Annotated in this window: 17 protein-coding genes; 8 read left to right on the top strand and 9 right to left on the bottom strand. The window is 55.6% G+C overall.

Going from position 1 to position 17951, the window contains the following annotated elements; all coding sequences use genetic code 11:
• Positions 1-73: 73 nt before the first annotated feature.
• The gene (locus HH216_RS12455) at positions 74-265 is read right to left on the bottom strand and encodes a cold-shock protein (protein ID WP_106138605.1); all 192 of its coding nucleotides are present in this window, start codon (positions 263-265) and stop codon (positions 74-76) included.
• Positions 266-425: 160 nt separating this feature from the next.
• On the bottom strand, positions 426-656 hold the full coding sequence (locus HH216_RS12450) for a hypothetical protein (RefSeq protein ID WP_169551106.1): 231 nt from the start codon (positions 654-656) through the stop codon (positions 426-428).
• A gap of 487 nt (positions 657-1143) precedes the next feature.
• On the opposite strand from HH216_RS12450, the gene HH216_RS12445 reads away from it, so the two are divergent.
• The 6 genes from HH216_RS12445 to HH216_RS25875 are packed head-to-tail and all read left to right on the top strand — an operon-like array spanning position 1144 to position 6076.
• Complete coding sequence (locus tag HH216_RS12445; protein WP_169551105.1) at positions 1144-2016, top strand: carbon-nitrogen hydrolase; 873 nt, start codon at positions 1144-1146, stop codon at positions 2014-2016.
• A gap of 54 nt (positions 2017-2070) precedes the next feature.
• Entirely contained in the window at positions 2071-3672 is a 1602-nt protein-coding gene (locus HH216_RS12440) for a hypothetical protein (RefSeq protein WP_169551104.1), read from the top strand.
• A 43-nt stretch (positions 3673-3715) separates the two neighbouring features.
• The gene (locus tag HH216_RS12435; RefSeq protein WP_332871386.1) at positions 3716-4825 is read left to right on the top strand and encodes an OmpA family protein; all 1110 of its coding nucleotides are present in this window, start codon (positions 3716-3718) and stop codon (positions 4823-4825) included.
• Between the two features lie 32 nt (positions 4826-4857).
• Positions 4858-5355, top strand: a complete 498-nt coding sequence (locus HH216_RS12430) for a hypothetical protein (RefSeq protein ID WP_169551103.1) — start codon at positions 4858-4860, stop codon at positions 5353-5355.
• 29 nt (positions 5356-5384) lie between these two features.
• Positions 5385-5798, top strand: a complete 414-nt coding sequence (locus HH216_RS25880) for a hypothetical protein (protein ID WP_254448399.1) — start codon at positions 5385-5387, stop codon at positions 5796-5798.
• Positions 5792-6076 carry a hypothetical protein gene (locus HH216_RS25875; protein WP_254448398.1) on the top strand — a complete coding sequence of 95 codons (285 nt, stop codon included), beginning with the start codon at positions 5792-5794 and terminating at the stop codon, positions 6074-6076. The genes HH216_RS25880 and HH216_RS25875 overlap by 7 nt, the downstream gene beginning before the upstream one ends.
• A 45-nt stretch (positions 6077-6121) precedes the next feature.
• Here HH216_RS25875 and HH216_RS12420 read toward each other — a convergent pair whose 3' ends face one another.
• From HH216_RS12420 to HH216_RS12395, 6 genes are all read right to left on the bottom strand, one after another.
• Entirely contained in the window at positions 6122-6838 is a 717-nt protein-coding gene (locus HH216_RS12420; protein WP_169551102.1) for an endonuclease III domain-containing protein, read from the bottom strand.
• Positions 6839-6899: 61 nt separating this feature from the next.
• Positions 6900-7622: an SIR2 family NAD-dependent protein deacylase gene (locus tag HH216_RS12415; protein WP_169551101.1), complete on the bottom strand. Its 723-nt coding sequence runs from the start codon at positions 7620-7622 to the stop codon at positions 6900-6902.
• Between the two features lie 154 nt (positions 7623-7776).
• Complete coding sequence (topA, locus tag HH216_RS12410) at positions 7777-10467, bottom strand: type I DNA topoisomerase (protein WP_169551100.1); 2691 nt, start codon at positions 10465-10467, stop codon at positions 7777-7779.
• A gap of 420 nt (positions 10468-10887) precedes the next feature.
• On the bottom strand, positions 10888-12057 hold the full coding sequence (locus HH216_RS12405) for a glycoside hydrolase family 88 protein (RefSeq protein WP_169551099.1): 1170 nt from the start codon (positions 12055-12057) through the stop codon (positions 10888-10890).
• Positions 12058-12150: 93 nt separating this feature from the next.
• A complete protein-coding gene (gene kduI, locus HH216_RS12400) occupies positions 12151-12981 on the bottom strand; it encodes a 5-dehydro-4-deoxy-D-glucuronate isomerase (RefSeq protein WP_169551098.1) in 831 nt (276 codons plus the stop codon).
• Positions 12982-13181: 200 nt separating this feature from the next.
• Complete coding sequence (locus HH216_RS12395; RefSeq protein ID WP_169551097.1) at positions 13182-13658, bottom strand: CHRD domain-containing protein; 477 nt, start codon at positions 13656-13658, stop codon at positions 13182-13184.
• A gap of 272 nt (positions 13659-13930) precedes the next feature.
• Here HH216_RS12395 and HH216_RS12390 point away from each other — a divergent pair, with 272 nt between their 5' ends.
• Both HH216_RS12390 and HH216_RS12385 read left to right on the top strand, forming a co-directional pair.
• The gene (locus HH216_RS12390; RefSeq protein ID WP_169551096.1) at positions 13931-16219 is read left to right on the top strand and encodes an aconitate hydratase; all 2289 of its coding nucleotides are present in this window, start codon (positions 13931-13933) and stop codon (positions 16217-16219) included.
• Positions 16220-16348: 129 nt separating this feature from the next.
• A complete protein-coding gene (locus HH216_RS12385) occupies positions 16349-17125 on the top strand; it encodes a DUF2490 domain-containing protein (RefSeq protein ID WP_169551095.1) in 777 nt (258 codons plus the stop codon).
• 87 nt (positions 17126-17212) lie between these two features.
• On the opposite strand, the gene HH216_RS12380 is transcribed toward HH216_RS12385, so the two are convergent.
• Complete coding sequence (locus HH216_RS12380) at positions 17213-17881, bottom strand: SGNH/GDSL hydrolase family protein (RefSeq protein WP_169551094.1); 669 nt, start codon at positions 17879-17881, stop codon at positions 17213-17215.
• Positions 17882-17951 lie beyond the last annotated feature (70 nt).

Below are 17951 nucleotides of genomic sequence, written 5' to 3'. Positions count from 1 at the left end.
GTACTGAGTAAGGGGCAAAAAAAAACATGCCTTGCGGCATGTTTTACAACGGTTGTCCTGGTATATCTTACGATTAAGCCATTTCGACGTTCACGGCGTTCAAGCCTTTCTTACCGCGCTCAACGTTGAACTTAACCTTGTCGTTTTCGCGGATTTGATCGATGAGACCGGAAGCGTGTACAAAAATGTCTTCGCCACCACCATCGGGTTTAATGAAGCCAAACCCTTTGGTCTCATTAAAGAATTTTACAGTTCCTGTTTGCATTGCTTGTTTAAATTTAAGCGAAGGACGTCAAAACAAATCACTCCACCAAATTCAACGAAAATTTTTTCGGTAGTCGGTCAAATTTCTTTGTACCGTCCTATTTTCCGGTGCCTATTGCTTGTGAACCCGTGCCAACCCCGCTACGCAGCGACCCGAACAATCAGGCCAGATACGGCAGGTAGGGCTCCAGCTTGTCGGTATCGTGGAACGTACTTACTTCCTTCAAATTACTGGTGAAGGCATTGTAGCGAAGCTCGACGTAGAAGCTGTGTAAGTTGTATAACAGGTAGATCTCGTCGCCTTCGTAGCGATTGGCCAGTACGTCGCCAGTGAAGTAAAGCGTGTCCAGTTGCTGCTGAACGGGCAGTCGGGTAAACTCGTTGGGTTTCATACAAAACGGGGTTGACAGGCGAAATTCGCAAAATCCCCACGCCCGGCAAAACCCAGCCATCACCTTTATATACCACACTTTAACGGGCCATATAATACAAATCAAATATATTGACCGGTATTTATGTGAGTTATAGCGCTGTAGGGCTGTAGAGTTATACAGTTATAGCATCGTAAAGTTATAGAGTTGCTGGCGCTTGTAGGGCTGCCGCCGGATAGGATAACGCGGTAGCCAACTTTACAACTCTGTAACTTTACGACTCCAGAACTTATAACCATCCAACTATCCAATTCCCCCACCGGGAACCCGTGGGGATAGAGTTTTGTCGTGATGGGAGAATAACTAGTTGTACAGTTGAACAGTCGTAGCGTTGTAAAGTCATAAAGTCGTAGCGTTGTAAAGTTGCTGGCGCGTCGGCCTATCCGGCGATAGCCAACTATACAACGCTATAACTTTACGACTCTACAACTAACTAAATGCCCACTTTATGTCGAAAAACGTTAACGTCGGACTGGTACAGATGAGTTGTACGGCCGATGTCGAGTCAAATATTCAGAAAGCAATAAATGGTATTCGGGAAGCGGCCCGGCAGGGCGCGCAGATCGTTTGCCTACAGGAACTGTTCACCTCGCTGTATTTCTGCGACGTGGAAGACCACCATAATTTTAGCCTGGCCGAAGCTATTCCCGGCCCCACCACCGAGCGACTGGGCGCGGTAGCAGGCGAACTGGGCGTCGTTATCGTCGCGTCGCTGTTCGAGAAGCGGGCGCAGGGGCTGTACCATAATACAACGGCGGTACTGGATGCCGACGGTTCGTATCTGGGTAAGTATCGGAAGATGCACATTCCCGACGACCCGGGCTATTACGAGAAGTTTTACTTCACGCCGGGTGATCTGGGCTACAAGGTATTCGACACGAAGTATGCCCGCGTGGGTGTGCTGATCTGCTGGGATCAGTGGTACCCCGAAGCAGCCCGAATCACGGCTCTGATGGGTGCCGACCTCTTGGTTTACCCCACGGCCATCGGTTGGGATACTACCGAGCCTGACCCCAAACAAAACGAAGAGCAGTACAACGCCTGGCAGACGATTCAGCGCAGCCATGCCATCGCCAACGGCATACACGTAGTGGCCGTGAATCGGGTTGGTCGGGAAGCTGATCAGCAGTTCTGGGGCGGTTCATTTGTGTCTAACCCGTTTGGCTCGCTGCTGTACCTGGCCCCCCACGATGAGGAAGTCGTTCACGTACAAACGATTGACCTGGCTCTGTCGGAAAAATACCGCACGACCTGGCCTTATTTCCGCGACCGGCGCATCGACTCGTACCAGCCTATCACCCGCCGTTACATCGACGAATAATACGGTTCATCGGCACCTGGCCGTTCTGTCTACTGACGACTCTTGACTAATCGCATGAAAGTACTTGCTCTGTGCGGGCTGCTCGGCCTGACAGGCGTTAGTGTGTGGTATGCTCAGCCACACGGCCCGGCCGATCCGGTTCCGGTTCGGCTAACCGGCTCGATGCCCCCGCTAACGACGCTGACTCCAACGCCCCGCACCCGGTTTACGCCCACTACCCGTCGGGGGTACTACAACCTCGACGTTGTGGGCGATTTTACGCTACCGGCCACCAAGTCGATCACATTTGCCGGGGCCGGGCGCAATCTGACCGTCGAGCAGGACTGGAGTAAGCTATTCCGGCGTGGCTTTTCGTCTATCGTCCAGACGCGCATGGTCAACGGTAAAGAGCGGTGGGCCGACGGCTTCCCTCCGGCGGGCTGGCGCAGTCGGCTGACATTCAATCAGCGGGCACTGATTCTGTACAACAACTATTTCACCGAGCCGTTCGGGCTGGCATGGGCGCAGGATGGCAATAAAGGTCCGTCGACGCTGTACCAGACGCCCCCCGGTGCCCGAGCCACGCGCAATACCCTCTACCAGTCGGCAATGGAGTTGCAGGGTAGCTGTGTTGGCTTTGGCGATTGCCCACCGGGCGGGATGCAGAACACGTACAGCAAGATATTTGTCGACATCGAGAATGGCAGCCTAAGGCCAGAAAACGAGCAGGAACAGGGTAACCTGATGGTTTATCTGTACAGCACCCTCAAGCGATACGCGTCGCCTAAAACCGAAGTCGGTACAGTGTGGCCGGTTGTTCACAATAGCTTTGGCTACTCGCGGAGCAGCGACTACGTTGCCCGCCCCGACGAACTCTGGACCCAGCCAGTCCGGCACACAAACACCAGTCGGCAGCGGGGTTTGCCGGATAACATGCTCGGCAAAACGGTGGGCGACGTCGTTGATTTTCAGATGCCGGGTACGTACTATTTCTATCCCGATTTCGACTACACGATTCCGCACACGGCCGACAACGCCCGGCACTGGCTGGCATCGCTGATGGGTGAGCAGGAGGTAAACGCCCGGCTGTCTACGAAAAAGCGGATCGCCTGGCAATGGCTGTTCAACACCCAAAGTTCCGACTTCCCCAACAGTGGTAAAGCCGAACATGCAGCTCCCCCCGCCATTGCTGAAGGCATTGGCATTTTCTACTGGTTTGGCGGTGCTTACGGCTCTGTCTTCTGGGACGATCAGGACGCACTGACACCCGATCAGCCGCTCAACCCCGACCCGGCGCTGCGTGGCACCGGAAACGACCGCAATTACGCCTGCTACGAACACTATATCCATGGCTTGTGGCGGCTGTTCAAGCACCACGGGGACTTGTTTGATGGCCGGGAAACGTACCTCAACGACGCAACGGAGTGCTCCTACGACGGTGGCCGGACATGGGTAGGCTACAACGCCAATCAGCTCAAAACCCGTGACCTGCCGTTTGTCAGGGCGATTGTCAACGGCGATCAGATTCTGGTGGCTGCAACGAAACCCTACGCCAAACCCAGCCAGCAAACGCCGGTACAGGTTCGCTACGTGAAGAATGGGTATGCATTCTATGCGTCTGTCACGCTGAACGGCGACGAAATTTACCTGGGCCGGGCCACTATGCCTCGCGGGTAAGTGTCGTAGTCCGGACTTGCATTTGACGGGCATACTCGTACTTTTGACGTATTGGCCGTCCGACGCAACGGGTGATTCCCTGCGCGAAACCGGCCCCCTCAACCCCATCAGTATGTTTGTCAGTAAGACACCTTGGGTTTTGTTGCTGCTGCTCTGGATGGCAGGTTCGACCTGGTGGCACGTCTGCCATATCAAGCAGCTATGCCCCAACATGCCTTTCCCGATGGCGTCCGATTCATCAGACACGTCAGCGAGTATGGTTGCGCCACTTACCATCAGCGATGGGGAGCGGTTTCGGCTTCAACTGCCCGGTAATTTCAGCTTTGCCCGGTCTGGGGCCACGGCCAGTACCAATGCACTTGGCGCTTCCTTCTCTGAACTGGCTACGTACCTGACCAACAACCCCGACCGGCGGCTACTGGTGATTGGCTATTACGAGGCTGATGAAACCAAACCGGCCGACTTCGAAAATCTGGGGCTGGCCCGCGCCGAAAACGTCCGGCAGTATCTTGTTGAACAGGGCGTTCCGCAAACGTCTCTGACGACACAGGGCCAGTTGCTTTCCCTGCCCGACGTGCGAATGGCACTGAACCCGGCCGGTGATTCACTGGTGGGTGGGCTGGCGTTTGCGTTTGCCGGTGCTGATGAAGCGCAGCCAACCACAGCAACTGCCCCCCAACCGGCTTCGGCCGACAGCACACGGCCCGCCACTCTGCCAGCATCAGCCCCAGCTGCCGACACGGTTCAGAAAAAACTGCCGTCGGCGACGTTGACTACGGAAACCGAACTGGCAGCGGCTGAGAAGTACACGTCCGTCTTTAAACCGATTGACCTGTACTTCAAACTCAATGGGTCGAACTACATTCAAACGCCCGATACGCGCCGGTTTTTCGACGAAGCAGCCCGGTACCTGAAGACGCACAAGCAGAAAGAACTTGTCCTGACCGGCCATACCGACAACAGCGGCAACGATGCAACCAACCTGCGCCTGTCGCGCAGCCGGGCCAACGACGTAAAAAAACGGCTTCGTTCGTCGGGTATCAGCGCGTCGCAGATCGTTGTAGATGCCAAGGGGGAAACGGCACCCAAAGCGGATAACGGTACTATCGCCGGACGCCGGGCCAACCGGCGGGTTACGGTAGTTGTTCGATAAATCGCGGATCAGCCCTGTAAAACAAGAAAGTCATGTTTGACCTGAACCCATTACACCTACCCGACGCGCTGTTGCAACAGGCTATTATGTTGCTGGTCGCGGCCGTACTGGGTTATATAATCGGCTACGTATCGTATCAGCGGACGATCAATCAACTGACGCGCGAACTGGATGGCGTAGCGACGCTGCCCGATAAGTCTGACGAAACGCTACCCGTGTCGGCCCCGGTCGCTACCCGCACCGATGAGGAGGCCGTATTGGCCCGGATTCAGTCGCGGGCGAGTGCCCTCGACTTCGAGCGGCTGGGTTACGCCGGTCCCGACGATGCCGACAACCTACAACTGATCGACGGCATCAGTCCGTTTGTCGAGCGTCGGCTGCATGCGGCTGGCGTTTACCGCTTTACCCAGCTGGCGCAGCTGAATGCCGATGATGTGTATCTGCTCAACGAAATCATCGAATTTTTCCCCGGCCGGATTCAGCGCGACAACTGGGTTGGTCAGGCTAAAACGCTGATGCAAAGCCGATAGGCCATTCTTCACTCGAAACTCGTTAACGTATGTTTGGCTTAGACCCCCTGTCCCGCCCCGTCGCTATCGCCGAAATCTTGCTGCTACTTACCGCAGCAGCACTCGTTGGCTGGCTTCTCGGTCGCCTGACCCGCCGTGGTCGGGTCAACGCGTTACGCCATGCGCTCGCCAATCGGCAGGGAGACAATCAGCCCTTTCATCGACCGACAACAACGACGATCACCGACGAAATACCCGTTCCGCTGATTGTAGCCGACCCGCTGGCACCTGTGTACGGGATGCCAACGCTGACGATTCCCGATACGGATGAGGAACCGGAACAGCCAACTCTGCCGACAACCCCGCCCCCGATTGAAATTCCCCCATTGGGTGCACCCATTCCCGAAGCCCCCCCACGTTTCCTCAGCCTGCTCCCAGCGATAACACAGAAACGGCGGTGCTGAGCCGGATCGCGGCTCGGGCGGGCGAATTAAACATTGACCGGATCGGGCGGGCCACCCCTACCGACGCCGACGATTTGAAAGATATTATTGGCATTGGCCCATTTCTGGAGCGTAAACTGCACAGTCTGGGCATTTACACGTTTCGTCAGATCAGCAACTTCACCCAGGAGGATAGCAAACAGGTCAACGAACTGATTGAGTTTTTCCCCGGCCGCATCGATCGTGACGACTGGGTTGGGCAAGCCAAAGCGCTGCACGAACGCAAACATGGGGCGTAAGTCACACCTAAAAAGCGTAAACGACAACGTGTAGCCCTGGATACTCTATTTCTTCCGCACAGGTGTGCTACTTAACACTGCGGTTCGCCCGGACTGGTAAAAATCACACATATCGTTCAGGACACAGCCGGTGCAGTTGGGGTTGTACCAGAAGCAAACGCGCTGCCCGTGCCAGAAGAAATGTTTGTGGAAATTGTACAGCACGGTAGCGTCCGCAGGCAAGTACGATAGCAGCAGTTTGTGCGCTTTTTCAGCACTTACTTTCGGGCCAATCAACCCGAGCCGCTGCGTGACGCGGTGCACGTGCGTATCGACGGGCAACACGGGCTTGTGAAACGAAAACAGCAGCAATAACGTCGACGTCTTCGGGCCAACGCCGGGCAGCCGGTTCAGCCACGCCATCGCATCGTCGGTCGACATGTCCCACAGAAAATCGATGTTGGCACTCCCCCGCTCGGCAATCAGCACCGTCAGTACGTTCTGCATGTACGGTGCCTTGATTTCGGGGTAGTTAGCCGTTTTTATCGCGTCGATTAGCTGGTCGAGGGGGGCGTCGCGGACTTCTTCCCACGTTGGAAAGCGTTCGCGCATGGTCTGGTAGGCCGTGCGTTCGTTGGCGAAGGTGGTGCGGTGCGACAGGATCGTACCGATCAGTTCGTGCATCGGATCGACCCGCCCCCGAATCGGATCGACGCCATAGTGTTCGTTGAGCCGCTCGTGAGCGTCGCGGGTTTTTACGGCCGGATCGAGGGTAGTCAGCATAAAAAAAGAAAGACGCGAAAACGTCTCTCCTGAACGGCCTGATAGCCGGAATGTTTTTGGCTTAGCTTGCTACCGATTTATCTGACTGCGCCTTTGCCAGCAGCTCATCGACCAGTTGGGTCAGGCCAATCGTAGCGGGTTCGGCGATAAATACAACGTTCTTGCGCTTCTGCATCGTCGGCGTGTTGGGGTCAACAACATAGACCGGGATGCGCTCACCTACCACGAACGCCAGACTTGCCGCCGGGTACACATTCAGCGACGTACCGACGACGATCATAATATCGGCTTCATCAGCGGCTTCGAGGGCAATGTCCATCATCGGTACGGCTTCGCCAAACCAGACGATGTGTGGGCGCAGTTGCGAGCCTTCTTCACAGGCATCGCCCATCTTGATTTCCCAGCCATCGACGTCGTAGACCAATTCTTCGTTGCTCGTGCTGCGCGACTTGAACAGCTCACCGTGCAGGTGAATAACGTTGGACGACCCGGCCCGCTCGTGCAGGTTATCGACGTTTTGCGTTACCACCGTCACGTCGTAGGCATCTTCCAGTCGGACGAGGGCTTTGTGCCCGGCGTTGGGTTCAGCCGTCAGGGCCTGCTTCCGGCGTTGGTTGTAGAAATCCTGCACCAGCACGGGGTTACGAACCCACGCTTCGGGTGTAGCTACGTCCTCAATCCGGTGATTTTCCCACAACCCGTCCGACGCCCGGAACGTAGGGATTCCGCTCTCGGCACTAATCCCCGCCCCCGACAACACGACAACTTTCTGACGATTTTTCATAGTCACAAGATACGAAAAAGTGAGCGGATTACCGGGTCGGGCTCACCGATCCTATCCATTGGCAGGCGACGGTACAGCTCGCCAACGCGCTAACGTAAAAGGGCAGGTTTTTGAGAAACCTGCCCTTTTTACAACCTGATTATAGATACCCGAATTACTTCTTGGCAGCTGTTTTTTTCGCCGTAGTCGTTGCTTTTTTCGCCGGGGCTTTCGCTTTCGCGGCTGGCTTAGCATCGGCTTTGGCGGTTTTCGCAGTAGCCTTTTTAGCCGCACCTTTAGCTGGTGCGGGTTCATCACCAGCGAGGGCCAGGCAATCTTCCAGCGTCAGCGAAGCGGCATCGGTTTCTTTTGGGATACGGACGTTACGCTTGCCGACCGCCAGATAGGGACCGTACATCCCGTTGACGATCTTGATCTCCGGCCGTTCGGGGAACTCCTTGATGTATTTGTTCGCTTCCGCCGTGCGCTTGGCCTGAATCAGTTCGATAGCCCGGTCGAGGGTCAGCGTGGCCAGTTGCTCGTTGCGTGGAATCGAGATGTACTTGTCCTCGAATTTCACGTACGGCCCGAACCGCCCCTTACCCGTCGTTACCAGCTTGCCTTCAAACTCACCCAGCGACTCACTGACCGACTCGGCGCGCTTGGCCTGAATCAGTTCGATAGTCCGGGTCTCGTCGATAGTATACGGGTCGTCTTCGCGGGTCAGCGACACGTATTTGTCGTCGTGCTTCACGTAGGGGCCGAACTTACCGATGCCGATGGTCATGGGCTTGTCTTCAAAGAAGCCGACTTCGCGCGGCAAGGCAAACAAGGCCAGCGCATCGTCCAGACTGATCGTTTCGATTAGCTGACCGTCGCGCAGGTTGGCGTACTGCGGTTTTTCGTCGTCGGTCGATTCGCCGATCTGCACGAATGCGCCGTACTTACCCAGCCGGGCCGACACTTTCTTACCTGTGCGCGGATCAGCACCCAGTTCGCGGGCACCGGTCTTGAACGTAACGACAGACGACCCCTGAATCTCGGTGATGTTCTTGTGAAAATCGCCGTAGAAGCCTTCCAGCATCTTCTGCCAGTTCATGCGGCCATCGGCGATTTCGTCAAAGTCTTTCTCAACCGTCGCCGTGAATTTGTAATCCACAATGTCGGGGAAATATTCGACCAGAAAATCATTGACCACAATCCCCGTGTTGGTCGGGAACAGCTTGGCCTTTTCAGAGCCGAACGTTTCCTTGCCGCTCGTTTCAGATATCTGATCTTTCGCCAGCGTGTATTCGATGTATTTGCGCTCCTGTCCGGGCTTGTCCTGCTTGATGACGTAGCCCCGGTTGACGATGGTCGAAATCGTCGGCGCATAGGTCGACGGGCGACCGATACCCATTTCTTCCAGCTTCTTCACCAGCGACGCTTCGGCGTAGCGGGGTTGAGGCCGGGTAAACTTCTCGGTGGCCTTCATCTGCCCCAGGTTCAGCACCTGTCCGATACGCAGCGGGGGCAGCATGCCTTTTGCATCTTCGTCGTCCTCGTCGTCTTTCGATTCGAGGTACACGCGCAGAAACCCGTCGAACTTGATTACCTCACCCTGCGCGACCAGTTCTGAAGGAAAGCTGCCGGATTGTGGTTTGTCGTTCGCGGTTTGCGGTTTGGCGGCTGGATTATAGTCGTCGCCGAAGACGTCAAAGTTCTGGGTCGTGCCGTTGGCGAAGTTGATGCTGATCGTAACGGTCGTGCGTTCGAGCTGGGCGTCGGCCATTTGCGACGCGATAGCCCGCTTCCAGATCAATTCGTACAGTCGCTTCTGATCGCGGTCGCCACCGGCGTTGCGGTCGTTGAAGTTAGTCGGGCGAATGGCTTCGTGAGCCTCCTGCGCCGATTCGTTCTTCGTCTTGAACTGCCGCGTCTGTACGTACTGCTGACCAAACTCGGTCTGAATCTCGCTCACTGCCTTCTCAATGGCTTCCTGCGAGAGGTTGGTCGAGTCGGTACGCATGTACGAGATTTTACCAGCTTCGTAGAGGTTCTGCGCAATCCGCATCGTCCGGTCGACGGCATAACCCAGCTTACGCGAGGCTTCCTGTTGCAGGGTTGAGGTAGTAAACGGCGGTGCCGGGCTTTTCTTGGCCGGACGCGTTTCCAGACTTTTGATCGTGAACGAAGCACCGATACAGGCTTCGAGGAAAGCCCGCGCGTCGGTTGCCGTCGCGAAGTTCTTCGGGATCTCGGCGTTCAGGACTTTGTTGCCGTCGACGATGAACTGAGCCGCCACTTTAAACGACGACTTAGCCGCGTGCTTATCGATCTCGCGCTCCCGCTCGACCACCAGCCGCAACGCCACCGACTGCACACGTCCGGCCGACAGCCCCGTGCTGCCGCCTTTGATCTTGCGCCACAGCACCGGCGACAGTTCGTAGCCAACCAACCGGTCGAGCACACGCCGGGCCTGCTGCGCATTGACCAGATCGACGTCAATGGTGCGGGGTTGTTGGATGGCGTTAAGGATCGCGTTTTTGGTGATCTCTCGAAACACGATCCGCTTGGTATTGTCGCGCAGACCGAGAGCTTCTTTGAGGTGCCACGAAATGGCTTCTCCTTCGCGGTCATCGTCCGTTGCCAGCCACACTTCATCGGCCGACTTAGCCAGCGACTTCAGCTCGCTCACCAGCTTTTTCTTGTCGGGCGATATTTCGTAGGACGGCTTAAATCCGTTGGTAACGTCGACAGCCATTCCGTCCTTCGGCAAATCGCGGACGTGCCCGAAACTCGACTTCACGGTGAAGTCTTTTCCGAGGTAGCCTTCGATGGTTTTTGCCTTGGCGGGTGATTCGACTATAACTAAGTTTTTCGACATATCAGGTAATCAGGTTGATGAAAGCCCCCGGCTTTCAGATTGGTCTGGATAGGCAGATCGACGTTGCACACCGATTTTTACCAGAAAATGACCGTAGCCATCCGCGCCAAATATAGACGCAAAACGACTGACTCAAACAAGCCCTTTGCCTGAGACAGCCTATGAACTAACACGGATTTGGATATATATAGTTAACAAGATGTATCCGTGCTACGTTCGTATCTGTTCGGGAAAACAACTGAATTTGAGCCGATGACGGGCATTTTCTGCTGCTGACGTTCAAACGTGTTGTCTATGGACGATTGTTTTTTGTTAATGAACGGATTTTATGAATCGGGGCCGGTTCGGCGGGCTGAATACGCAAAACGGCAGCCGGATCGCCCGACTGCCGTTTCTCACAACCGCCATTCATCAACGCATTTATCCCTGTTTCTTCCGAAGTGCATCGTAACGCAGCAGGGCTTCCAGGTAATAGTAGTCGGCGTAAATGATCGGTGTATCGACTTCGCTTTTGGCCGGTTTGTGGCCGACGCTGTGCACGAGAATAAAATGGTTGTCGCCCCCCGGTTTGGCTTTGTAGGCCGGGCTGCTCAGGCTTTGCAGCATCCGTTCGGCCTGCTGGTAGTACGTTTTAGCCGATGAACCGCCGTGGGTACTCAACTCAAGCAGGGCTGATGCCGCAATAGCCCCCGCCGACGCGTCGCGCTCTTCGGCCGGAATACCGGGAGCATTGAAGTCCCAGTATGGAATCTTGTCGGCGGGCAGATTGGGATGGTTCAGGTAGAAGTCGGCGATTTTCCGGGCCTGATCGAGGTACTTCTTGTCTTTCGTTTCGCGGTACATCACCGTGTAGCCATACAGCCCCCACGCTTGTCCCCGCGCCCAGGCCGAATTATCAGCGTAGCCCTGCGCCGTTTTCTTAGCCGCCACCGTGCCATCCGGGTTGTAGCACACCACGTGGTAGCTGCTGTTGTCGGGCCGGTAGTGGTTTTTGATCGTGTTGTCGGCGTGGGTAATGGCGATGTCGCGCAGGCGTTTGTCACCCCCGTTGTTGGCCGCCCAGAACAGCAGTTCCAGGTTCATCATGTTGTCGATGATGACTGGATAATCGTACTGCTGAAACTTATTCCACGACTTGATAACCCCGACGCTGGGGGTGAACCGGGTCGACAGCGACTGCGCGCCCGTCAGCATGATCGGCTTGTACGCTTCGTTTTTAGTCAGCCGGTAGCCGTTGCCGAACGGGCAATAGATCATAAAGCCGAGGTCGTGCGTACCGGTGTTGTACTGTTCCTTCGCTACGGCCATCGTCCATTTCTGAGCCTCTTCTTTCCAGAACGGGTCGTTGGTACGCTGGTAAATGTGCCACAGCGACCCGCCGAAAAACCCGCTGCACCACCAACTCGATTTCCGGTCGTCAGGGCTTCCGTCGGGCTTGCTCGACTGCGGGAACTTCGACGTGTCGGGGTGGCTTTGCAGCATTCCCCGGTACTGCTGGGCAGCAAACGCAAATTCCTTGTCGACGTCAATCGGCGTCTGCGCCAGCACCGGGCCAGCAATCAGCAGGGCGAGGATGGGGAGGAGTCTCATTGGTTGGTTTAACGTTTTTGGTCTAACGTTTAAGGTTGAGGGCCGACGGGTTATTTACCAGAACTTTAAACCTTAAACCAAAAACGTTAAACCCTATTTCAAGTCTGCAATCGCGATCAGATCCATGTCGGCGTAGTCGAGGTTTTCGCCGGCCATGCCCCAGATGAATGAGTAGTTTGCCGTGCCGCAGCCGGAGTGAATCGACCAGGGGGGCGAGATGATCGCCTGGTGATTGGCAACCATCAGGTGCCGCGTTTCGGTCGGTTGGCCCATCAAATGCACGATGCGGTGCGCCGGGTCGAGGTCGAAATAAAAGTAGGCTTCCATGCGCCGGTCGTGAACGTGGGCGGGCATGGTGTTCCAGACACTGCCGGGCTTCAGAATCGTCAGACCCATCACGAGCTGACAGCTTTGCAGTCCGTCTTTGTGGATGTACCGGTAAATCGTCCGGTCGTTGGCTGCTTCTGCCGACCCCATCGGTGCCGAAAACACGTCGCCCTGCGCGGCTTTCTGCGTGGGGTAATCTTTGTGGGCGGGCGACGACAGCAGGTAAAACCGGGCGGGTTCGTCGGCCGACGCGCTGGCAAACGATACGCTACGGCTGCTTCGTCCGACGTATAGCCCGTCGAGTTTAGCCAGCTCGTACGTCTGTCCGTCGACCGTTACCGAGCCTGCCCCGCCGACATTGATAACACCCAGTTCGCGCCGTTCCAGAAAGAAATCACTGCGCAGTTCAGGGTATGTCGGTAGCTCAACCGGGCTGCTTACGGGCATCGCTCCGCCGACGATCACGCGGTCGTAGTGGCTGTAACAAAGCTGAAGGCTGTCGGGCGAAAACAGCGTCTCGATCAGAAAATTCTCCCGGAGTTCGGTGGTGTTGAACTGGCGCGTTTCGTTGGGACCAACGGCGTAGCGGACTTGCATAAAGTGGCGTTTAACGTTTTGGGTTTAACATTCAGGGGTCGTTTTCTAGCCGGATCGTTACTCCCTTTATACCTGTACTAGATTGTATTGGAAGCAGACGTTGCGTAAAAATCTACTTATCAGCCACGGCCCATAAAACGAAACGTCCGCCGGGGACTGGCTCCCCGGCGGACGTTCGTCGCAATGCTGCGGCACAGTTATTACTTTTTGATATCGCCCCGGATTTCACCGTTGGGATAGGCCGTCGTGTGCAGATTCGAGTAGTAATAGCCGTTCTTGAAGCTATCCACCCGCGCCTGACTGGCCAGCGTGTAGCTACCAACGATAGGCGATGTAAGGCTGGAAAATGGAATTTCAACTCCTCCCGTACCCGAAGTCGAATTGGGTGTGATGCGGTGAATGTGTCCGGCAACTGGGGTCAGGCCGCTATACGTTACGGTGTAGCTGATGGCGCGGGTCGTTTCGTTGAGCAGTACGCGGGTCGAACCCGATGCTGTCGACGTTGTAGCCGTTGGCTTTTCGCTGGCACCGTTCATGGTAGCCGTATAGCTGCTAGCGGTCGTCGTCGGGCGCGTTGACACGGTCGTGATTGGGTTTTCCTCGTCTTTACAGGCCGATACGACAAAGCCCATTACCAGCAGCGCCAGCCCGGTCATTAGTAGGTTAACATGTTTCATACTGTAGAGAATTGATAGCTTCTTGTGCCAAATATGTTGCAAATAACGCATCTGGGTAGAAATACAACGACTGTTCGGGCGCTTTATTCGTTTGTGGCCCCGGAATAGTGGCGCAGAAGGCTGTTTTAAGTAGATTGATTCGCGATAATAGGAATATTTCCAAAAACATTGATAATACCCTAATTTTGACCCGTTAACCGGAATGCATTCGGTATTCCGGTAGTTAGTTGATTAGATACCCTTTTTTTAGAACTGTTATCCCGCTTTTTATTATGGCTTTTGACGTCGATATGATTCAGCGCGTGTACGCCAACCTTGGCGAGCGCGTCGAAGCAGCCCGGCAGGTTGTGGGCAAACCGCTAACCTTGTCGGAGAAAATTTTGTACAGCCACCTCTTCGCCGGTAACGGTTCGGCGGCCCGCCCGACGGAGGCATTCGAACGGGGGAAAACCTACGTCGATTTCGCCCCGGACCGCGTGGCTATGCAGGACGCAACGGCCCAGATGGCCCTGCTGCAATTCATGCAGGCAGGCCGGCCGCAGGTGGCCGTTCCCTCAACCGTACACTGTGACCACCTGATTCAGGCGGAGGTCGGTGCCGATAAGGATCTCGACGTAGCTAAAAACAAAAACAAAGAGGTTTACGACTTTCTGGCGTCGATCTCCGACAAATACGGCATCGGCTTCTGGAAGCCCGGTGCTGGTATCATTCACCAGGTAGTAATCGAAAACTACGCCTTCCCCGGCGGTATGATGATTGGTACCGATTCGCACACGCCAAACGCGGGTGGTCTGGGTATGATCGCTATCGGTGTCGGTGGTGCTGATGCCTGCGACGTAATGGCGGGTCTGGCCTGGGAACTGAAAATGCCCAAACTGATCGGTGTGAAGCTGACCGGCAAGCTGAGCGGCTGGGCATCGGCCAAAGACGTAATCCTGCGCGTAGCCGGTATCCTGACCGTAAAAGGCGGAACGGGCTGCATCGTGGAATACTTCGGCGAAGGCGCTGAAAGTCTGTCGGCAACGGGTAAAGGCACGATCTGTAACATGGGTGCCGAGATTGGCGCAACCACGTCGATCTTCGCTTACGACGACAAAATGGGTGATTACCTGCGGGCGACGAGCCGCGCCGAAATCGCCGATGCCGCACAGGCGGTGAAGGCTAACCTGCGCTCGGACGATGAAGTCTACGCCGACCCTGCCAGCTATTATGATCAACTGATCGAGATCAACCTGAGCGAACTGGAGCCGCACATCAACGGTCCGTTTACGCCCGACCTCGCGTGGCCGCTGTCGAACTTCGCCAAGGCGGTGAAGGAAAACAACTGGCCTGAGCGGCTGGAAGTGGGTCTGATCGGTTCGTGTACCAACTCGAGCTACGAAGACATGACCCGGTCGGCGTCGGTAGCGGCTCAAGCCACGAACAAAGGACTAAAAGCGAAAGCTGAATTTACCGTAACACCCGGTTCGGAACTGGTACGGTTTACGGCTGAGCGCGACGGCATCCTGGACACGTTCGAAGAAATCGGTGGTGTGGTACTGGCCAACGCCTGTGGCCCCTGCATCGGGCAGTGGGCGCGGCACATGGACGATCCTACCCGCCCCAACTCGATCATCACGTCGTTCAACCGGAACTTCGCCAAGCGGAACGACGGTAACGCCAGCACTCACGCGTTTGTGGCATCGCCCGAAATCGTAACGGCGCTTGTCATTGCCGGAGATCTGACATTCAACCCGATGACCGATACGCTGACCAACGAGGCTGGCGAGCAGGTGATGCTGGACGAACCCGCTGGTATCGAGCAACCACTACAAGGCTACGCTGTCGATGACGCCGGTTATCAGGCACCAGCCGAAGATGGTTCGGGAGTAAAGGTAATCGTATCGCCAACGTCGGACCGTCTGCAACTGCTGGCACCGTTCAAAGCGTGGGAAGGTACCGACCTTACCGGCCTGAAACTGCTGATCAAAGCAAAAGGCAAGTGTACGACCGACCACATCTCGATGGCGGGTCCGTGGCTGAAATACCGTGGTCACCTCGACAACATCTCGAACAACATGCTGATCGGGGCGGTCAACTACTACAACGACAAGACAAACACGGTGAAGAACCAACTGACGGGCGAGTACGGTGAAGTACCGGCTGTTCAGCGGGCTTACAAAGCCGCCGGTATCGGGTCGGTTGTCGTTGGTGACGAGAACTACGGTGAAGGTTCGTCGCGGGAGCACGCGGCCATGGAACCCCGCTTCCTGGGTGTTCGGGCTATCCTGGTACGTTCGTTCGCCCGGATTCACGAAACTAACCTGAAAAAGCAGGGTATGCTGGCGCTGACGTTCGCAAACCCCGCCGACTACGATAAAGTACAGGAAGACGACAGCATCGACATCAAAGGACTGACCAGCTTCGCGCCGGGCGTTCCGCTGACGGTTGTGCTGAACCACGCCGATGGCTCATCGGACGAGTTTGCCGTCAACCACACGTACAACGAAGGGCAGATCGAGTGGTTCAAAGCCGGTGCGGCCCTGAACATCATCCGCATGAAGCAGGGAGCCAACGCATAAGCGATTATTCTCTACAGGAACGGCCAGTTATCGTCATGATAGCTGGCCGTTTTGGTTTTTCTGACTCTACCCGCCTTAACCATCTCCGTTCGGCAGCCGTTACGTAATCAGTCTAATGAACGATTGTGCATGAAACAATACTATCTGCTTCTTGTCTTACTCGGTTTCTCGCTTGGGTGTCTGGCGCAGCAGAATCGCCTTATCGACCGCAACGCCATTGGTTGGTACACCTATAACGGGGATCACAAAATTGCGAAACGGTGGACGATTCATACCGAATACCAGTGGCGACGGGTCGAACTGATCCGGTCGTGGCAGCAGTCGCTGTCGCGGTTGGGTGCCAACTACAAGCTATCGGATCGGGTGAAGGTCGGCGGGGGCTACACGTTTTTCGTGACCTACCCATACGGTGACTACCCCGTTGCCGATCAGGGTGTACCGACGCTGGAACACCGGGCGCACGAGGAGATTCAACTGAGCGATCAGTTAGGGACTGTCAGATTCAGCCATCGCTTTCGGTTTGAGCAGCGTTGGCTGAGTATCGGTGCCGACAACAACCCGCGCCGGGTAACCGGCTGGGAATACCAGAACAGGGTCCGTTATCAGCTTGCTGGTACGGTTCCGTTAGCCGGACCGACTATTGAACCGGGTGAGTTCTACGCTAATTTCTTCGACGAATTATTTATGGGGTACGGTCGCAACGTCGGTGACAATATTTTCAACCAGAACCGAATTTCGGGCGGGTTCGGTTATCAGTTTCTGGACAACCTTCAACTGGAGTTGAATTACCTCAACCAGATTACGCAGCACCCTGAATCCGATCCGATATCAGGAAAACCGGTTTTTGAGATCAATCACGGCTTTCGACTGAACCTCAACTACGACCTGGATTTTACAAAGCGGTAGTGTGTAGCCTGATATACCGTGTAGCCTGGACCGCACCGGCGGACCGGTCCAGGCTACACAGACTCGCCTAGCGGCTTCCAGACTTAGCTACTTGGCTGCAACATTACCCGTCAATGCCTTCTGCATCTGTTCGGCGACGAACTGATTACCCGCGTCGTTGAGGTGAACGCGGTCAGTGGTCAGGATACCCTTGTCTTTGTTGTCGGGGTTGTTCTTTACGTTATACTCCAGAAACGCCTTACGCAGATCAATCACCGGCAGGTTCCGGCGTTTGGCAAGGTCGCGGATGAGTTGGCTGTACTGGTTCAGGTCGCCGTCCTGCTGATTGCTGAAATCCGTTTTTTCGCCGATAGCCGCTGGCGTGCAGAGCATCACCTTCGCACCGGCCGCCTGTAGCTTGTCGATTACGGCATCGTAAAATTTCACAAACTTGTCAGGGTCGGTGCCAGTGCCGAATGAGCTTTTGTGCCACACGTCGTTGACGCCCACCCAAACGACGACGACGTCGGGCTTCTGCGCCAGCACGTCAGTATCCATCCGCAAAAACAGATCATAGATCTTGTTACCACCGATACCCGCACCAATCAGTTCAAACTGATCAGCGGGCAGCATTTTCCGCAGCCGGTCGATATATCCACCGGGATTGACACCCGCCTGCGTGATGGAATCGCCGAAGAATACGACGCGGGTGGGTTTGGCAATAAACGCCGTTGTCAGAACAAGGGCAAACAGCAACAAGGCAAGGCCGGTACGCATAATTGATCGTTGTTTTTTCACACAAAATACAAACGTTCTGCCTTACCGAATCTACCTATGTGGATCGATA

Origin of the sequence: Spirosoma rhododendri, assembly GCF_012849055.1 — a bacterium.
GTDB classification, from domain to species: Bacteria; Bacteroidota; Bacteroidia; order Cytophagales; family Spirosomataceae; genus Spirosoma; species Spirosoma rhododendri.
Note: the sequence above shows the minus strand (reverse complement) of the source record. Positions and strands in the feature narration are given on the sequence as shown.